Genomic DNA, 4712 nt, shown 5'->3' with positions numbered 1-4712 from the left:
GCGCAAATGCTGTTGATGTTGACGGCTACTGGGGTTCGGAGACCTCGACAGGTTTTCAGAAGTTTCTGAATGCCTTTCTGAGTGCTGGATTGGAGGTTGACGGCATGATCAGCTCTCAGCCTTCGAGCATGGCTTCTTCCTGCTCCGGCATCGTTGGTGGTTGGGAGTGGGTAGAAGATTCTCAGGCCAAGGGATCTCCCACTATCGAGTTGATGTTTATGTGGCTGACTCATGATCCAGACGATACTCTTGAGGCAAAGACGCAAGAAGGGAATGCGTCTTTGGCCCGAGAAGGCGAACCTTTGCACAACAACCAAATTTCGCCTACACACATCAAGCTCATGCAGGATCATTATCGGCTTACCCGCAGTGGCATTCTGGAGGCTCCATCGCAGACCATTAAGGCCTTGCAAAAGGAGATCAACCAGTACGTTGGCTAATCCAATGTGACAGTTCTTCACGTGTCGGGAGGGTGGATCGGTCATCTAGTGGTATTTCCATCATCCCGACAAGGAAGGCATCTTCCAGCTCTAGCTTTTCTGTATCTGAAAATACGCAAAGGAGGGTATCCACTATGCCGAATGAACATTCTGGTATTTCGCGTCGTCGCTTGCTGTGCACCGCATCCATAGGTGTTCCCGCCGCAGGCGTTCTGGCGCTGGGGTCCAGCATCGTTAGCGTCCCAGCTGCTCAGTCGCTTGAGGCTGATGGTTATTGGGGTTCCGAGACAACCTCGCAACTTCAAAAGTTTTTCTTCAATATATTTGCGCAGGAACTCGGTCAGCCCACATACGGGTATGAAGACGGTGTCGTGAAATATCAGCCTGTATCGCAGCAGTCCGCAAACCCCGGGCTGGGCAGCGGATGGCAATGGGAATCCGATGGGGGAGCGCAAGGCTACGACTTCACCATCTATTACCTGCAGCGTTGGCTGGGCGGCGTGGAAGCTGACGGCACGATTGGTCCCAACACTATCAAAGCCTTACAAAATCACTATGGTCTCACGGCAGATGGTCGCCTAGATGGACCTTCAGAGACTATCAAGGCTTTGCAGAACGAGATTAGCCAGTACGTCGGTTAGGTTGCTCTACGTGAGACTTGATGATGCGTGAAAAGCACGTTGGTGCTTCTCGGCGGACATATATTTTCATCCTGAAGGAGGATAAAAATGACGAATGAACATTCTGGTATTTCGCGTCGCGGGCTGATGCGTGCCGCCGCTGTAGGCGTGCCCGCTGCGAGTTTGCTGGCTTTCGGCTCCACTCTGGTGACCGCAACAAGTGCGAGTGCGGTTAGCGTTGATGGTTACTGGGGCGAGGAAACCTCTGCAGGGCTCCAACGCTTTATGAATGCCGTGCGTGGGGCCGGGTTGTCGGTGGATGGAGTTATTAGTTCTCAGCCATCAAGTATGGCTCCATCCTGCTCGGGTATCGTCAGCGGTTGGGAATGGGTCGATGATGCACAGGCCTCTGGTTCCCCAACCATGCTGGCCATGTATCAGTGGCTAGGATCCGGAACTAGCTCGCAAAATATTTTCCTCAAAGTCCAGAGCTGGGGTGCGAATGTAACTGGCTACAGCATCACAGGCGTTCATATCAAGCTTTTACAAGAGCATTATGGCCTGACGGCGGATGGAACTTTAGATAGTCCATCACCGACTATTGAGGCTTTGCAGAATGAGATTAATCAGTACGTCGGTTAAAACCCGGTGTTGCTCTTTCACCAGTTAGTGCACAGTCCTTATTGAACTATTTAGGAGAAAAAAATGATACTTCGTAAGTCTGATCGTCCTCGCCGTAAGTTGATGCGCGTCACCTCGCTCGTGGCTCCCATTGTGGGCGCCTTGTTAGCGCTTGGCTTTATGACGGCTCCGGCGGCGAATGCAGCGATTGCCGATAACTCGACAGGCGCAATGCAGGCAGAATCTGAGCAGCTTCATCAAGAAGCCCGGGACGCTACAGATCTAGCAAATAAGTTTGACCAGGATAACATCGCGATTAATGATTCTGCCGCTGAGGATCTGCGTGATGCTGCGCAGAAGGCTGAAGCGATGGCTCAAGAACGAGACCAGGCAGTTCAGGCTGTTGAAGATGCTGATCGTGACGCCGCCAGCCTCTTTGAATAAATAATTCGCAACTAAGTTGTGTGAAGAAGTGATATTGGGGCTCGTGGACTTTTGACTGGTGCCAAGATTGCTTCAAACCTTTTATGAGCCTTAGTTGAGGAAGGAATATTATGACTCTCGAAAATCCCGGTATTTCTCGCCGTAAGCTGTTGCGTACTACCGCCATTGGTGTGCCCGCTGCGGGTATGCTCGCCTTTGGCTCGACCCTCGTGACCGCGCCAGCTGCGAACGCTGCTATGGCAGTTGATGGTTACTGGGGTACGGAGACAACAGAACTTCTCCAAAGTGTCCTTATGCAAGGGGTTCTTGGTCAGTGGTGGTTTCCTGGCTATCCTTTTGGGGATCCTTCGGGGACTATTTCTTCTCAGCCAATATCACGTGCTGAGGAGAACCCCGGTCTGGCTTCAGGCTGGCAGTGGGTTTCCGATGAACAGGTGAAGGGTTCAGGTACTATCGCTAGGTTGCAGCGTGAAAAGCTGGGCTTCGAGAAAGGCGATGGGATTATTGGTCCTCAAACGATTAGTGCTTTGCAGACCTGGCTTGGGCAAACCGCTGACGGCGTGCTTGACGGACCTTCGCCGACGATCGAGGCTCTGCAAAACTATCTGAACTCTCATGTACCTATGACTTAAAAAATAAGTTATCGCGAAAATGGCGTGACATGTTCTCACCTCGTATGTGGTGATGTGAAGAAGGGATATTATGACTCTCGAAAATACCGATCTTTCTCGCCGTAAGCTGCTGCGTACCACCGCCATTGGTGTTCCCGCTGCCGGTGTGGTTGCTTTGGGAGCGAACCTGGTGATGGCCCCAGCTGCGAATGCAGAGACTGACTTGGGTGCCAAGATGAAAGTAGAGTCTGAGAAGCTTCAGGAGAAAGCTCAGAGGGCTAAAGAACTAGCAGACAGCTTCGATCTTGATGCCGCAGCATTTGATGATCCTGCCCTTGAGGCTGCTGTCAAAGATATCAGCGGCCAGCTGCATGATGCTGCTCAAAAAGCCGAAACGTTGGCTCAGCAACGAGCCCAAGAAGCTCAGGCATCTGAAGATGCTGATCGTGAAAATGCCAGTCGCTTTCAATAATTCGCAGCCAATTGTGTGAGGAAGCGAGATTGGGGCTTGTGAGCTTTTGACTGGTGCCAAGATCGTTTCAAACTTTTTATAAGTTTTAGTTGAGGAAGGAGTATTATGACTCTCGAAAATCCCGGACTTTCCCGCCGTAAGCTGTTGCGTACTACCGCCATTGGTGTTCCCGCTGCAGGTATGCTCGCCTTCGGCTCGACTCTCGTGACCGCAACGAGCGCGAATGCTCTTACAGATGATGGTTACTGGGGTTCCGAAACGACGGTTGAGCTGCAGAAGCGCCTCAACAGCATAGCTGCCGTAAACTCTGCGGTGGAGGGCGGTCTTTCCCTCGACGGGCAGATCGACAGTCAGCCCGCATCCCAGTCCAGTGCTAATCCCGGTTTGACGAGCGGCTGGCAGTGGGTTTCTGACGATGCCGCCTCCGGCTCAGAAACCATCAAAGATTTGCAGCGCTGGCTCGGGACGGATGTTGATGGTTTGATCGGACCCTCTACAATCAGTGCTCTGCAAAGCTGGTTGGGTCAAACCGCAGACGGGGTTCTTGACGGTCCCTCACCGGCCATTGTTGCGTTTCAGCGCAAGCTTATTGAAGGTAACTACTCTTAAGGCGTGAGAACCTACACAGCACACAGTCTGTAACCTGCCCGACAACACGGTAGTGCATAACCGTACCCTGACTAAAAAACGTGTTCAGGTGAGTTACGGTTAAAAACTACCAACCGGTTTACCGGTTTCGCATCATGAGGTTGCGGCGTTGGCGCTTATCCTAATGGCGCTGACTCTGCACCTCATGGTGTTTTAACACCGCATAAATAAGGAGGACATATGACTGAACTGGGTACCTCACGCCGCCGATTCCTGCGCGCCGCCGCTGTAGGCATTCCCGCTGCGGGCGCGCTCGCGGTTGGTTCGACTCTGACCGCTCCGGCTGCGAACGCTGCGCAGACTTCGTCAACCCCGTCGAATCAGAACCAGAACCCCGAAGCTCAAGGCGCGGCAACCAACGCGCAGTATCTCAGCGAGAAGGCGAAGAACTTCCATATTCTGCTTGATATGTACAAACAGGCTGGCGACGCGGTAGACGCAACACAGCTGACCCAGGAGGCGCAGCGCATCCGGGGTGCAGCGGACGAATCAAACAGCCCGTTCCCCAGCAGGCCCGTCTCGTGGGCTGGTGTTCAGCTGGAACGGGACAGGATGCAGCTCGCCGCCAAGATCAACTACGCCGCCATGCGTGCCGAAGAGTTAGCCGATGAGCGTACCCGCGCTGGCGGGGGAGTGCCGCAAGGTCGGGATGCGGTGCGCCAGGCTGCACAGAGGCGCGTGATCTATCGTGTGCTCAGCAGCGCATCCCGAGACACTGATGCGCTGGTGACCAAGCTCGAAAACCTGGCGAAGGGTCGGTAAAGCAACGCTCGTCGTGAGCAGATTCCTGCATAAAAAGGCTCTTTATTCCAATAAAGATGGGGAAAACCCGCTTTATTGGAATAAAGAGCCTTTT

The 4712-nt window shown here is 53.1% G+C and carries 8 protein-coding genes; all 8 read left to right on the top strand.

Annotation, left to right across the window (positions count from 1 at the left end):
• Positions 1-440 (top strand): chemotaxis protein CheA (locus HMPREF2981_RS06505; protein WP_070661784.1); only part of this gene is annotated, 440 nt, incomplete at its 5' end.
• Positions 441-574: 134 nt separating this feature from the next.
• Positions 575-1081 (top strand): peptidoglycan-binding domain-containing protein, encoded by a 507-nt coding sequence (locus tag HMPREF2981_RS06500; protein WP_070661781.1) that lies wholly within the window; start codon positions 575-577, stop codon positions 1079-1081.
• Between the two features lie 87 nt (positions 1082-1168).
• Complete coding sequence (locus tag HMPREF2981_RS06495) at positions 1169-1702, top strand: hypothetical protein (RefSeq protein ID WP_004006351.1); 534 nt, start codon at positions 1169-1171, stop codon at positions 1700-1702.
• 63 nt (positions 1703-1765) lie between these two features.
• Entirely contained in the window at positions 1766-2125 is a 360-nt protein-coding gene (locus tag HMPREF2981_RS06490) for a hypothetical protein (RefSeq protein WP_246825353.1), read from the top strand.
• Between the two features lie 110 nt (positions 2126-2235).
• Positions 2236-2757, top strand: a complete 522-nt coding sequence (locus HMPREF2981_RS06485) for a muramidase (RefSeq protein ID WP_070661778.1) — start codon at positions 2236-2238, stop codon at positions 2755-2757.
• Positions 2758-2827: 70 nt separating this feature from the next.
• Positions 2828-3208 carry a hypothetical protein gene (locus HMPREF2981_RS06480; protein WP_048752744.1) on the top strand — a complete coding sequence of 127 codons (381 nt, stop codon included), beginning with the start codon at positions 2828-2830 and terminating at the stop codon, positions 3206-3208.
• A gap of 105 nt (positions 3209-3313) precedes the next feature.
• A complete protein-coding gene (locus HMPREF2981_RS06475; RefSeq protein ID WP_004006355.1) occupies positions 3314-3817 on the top strand; it encodes a lysozyme family protein in 504 nt (167 codons plus the stop codon).
• 219 nt (positions 3818-4036) lie between these two features.
• On the top strand, positions 4037-4618 hold the full coding sequence (locus HMPREF2981_RS06470) for a hypothetical protein (RefSeq protein WP_004006356.1): 582 nt from the start codon (positions 4037-4039) through the stop codon (positions 4616-4618).
• Positions 4619-4712: the final 94 nt, after the last annotated feature.

The organism is Rothia sp. HMSC069C01, from assembly GCF_001814655.1.
In the GTDB taxonomy this organism is placed as follows: domain Bacteria; phylum Actinomycetota; class Actinomycetes; order Actinomycetales; family Micrococcaceae; genus Rothia; species Rothia dentocariosa.
This window is presented reverse-complemented; position numbering and strand designations above follow the sequence as displayed.

What these genes read in the sequence shown, in the direction of transcription:
- HMPREF2981_RS06480 (WP_048752744.1), top strand. Translation starts at nt 2,828, where the DNA reads ATGACTCTCGAAAATACCGATCTTTCTCGCCGTAAGCTGCTGCGTACC.
- HMPREF2981_RS06475 (WP_004006355.1), top strand. Translation starts at nt 3,314, where the DNA reads ATGACTCTCGAAAATCCCGGACTTTCCCGCCGTAAGCTGTTGCGTACT.
- HMPREF2981_RS06485 (WP_070661778.1), top strand. Translation starts at nt 2,236, where the DNA reads ATGACTCTCGAAAATCCCGGTATTTCTCGCCGTAAGCTGTTGCGTACT.
- HMPREF2981_RS06490 (WP_246825353.1), top strand. Translation starts at nt 1,766, where the DNA reads ATGATACTTCGTAAGTCTGATCGTCCTCGCCGTAAGTTGATGCGCGTC.
- HMPREF2981_RS06495 (WP_004006351.1), top strand. Translation starts at nt 1,169, where the DNA reads ATGACGAATGAACATTCTGGTATTTCGCGTCGCGGGCTGATGCGTGCC.
- HMPREF2981_RS06500 (WP_070661781.1), top strand. Translation starts at nt 575, where the DNA reads ATGCCGAATGAACATTCTGGTATTTCGCGTCGTCGCTTGCTGTGCACC.
- HMPREF2981_RS06470 (WP_004006356.1), top strand. Translation starts at nt 4,037, where the DNA reads ATGACTGAACTGGGTACCTCACGCCGCCGATTCCTGCGCGCCGCCGCT.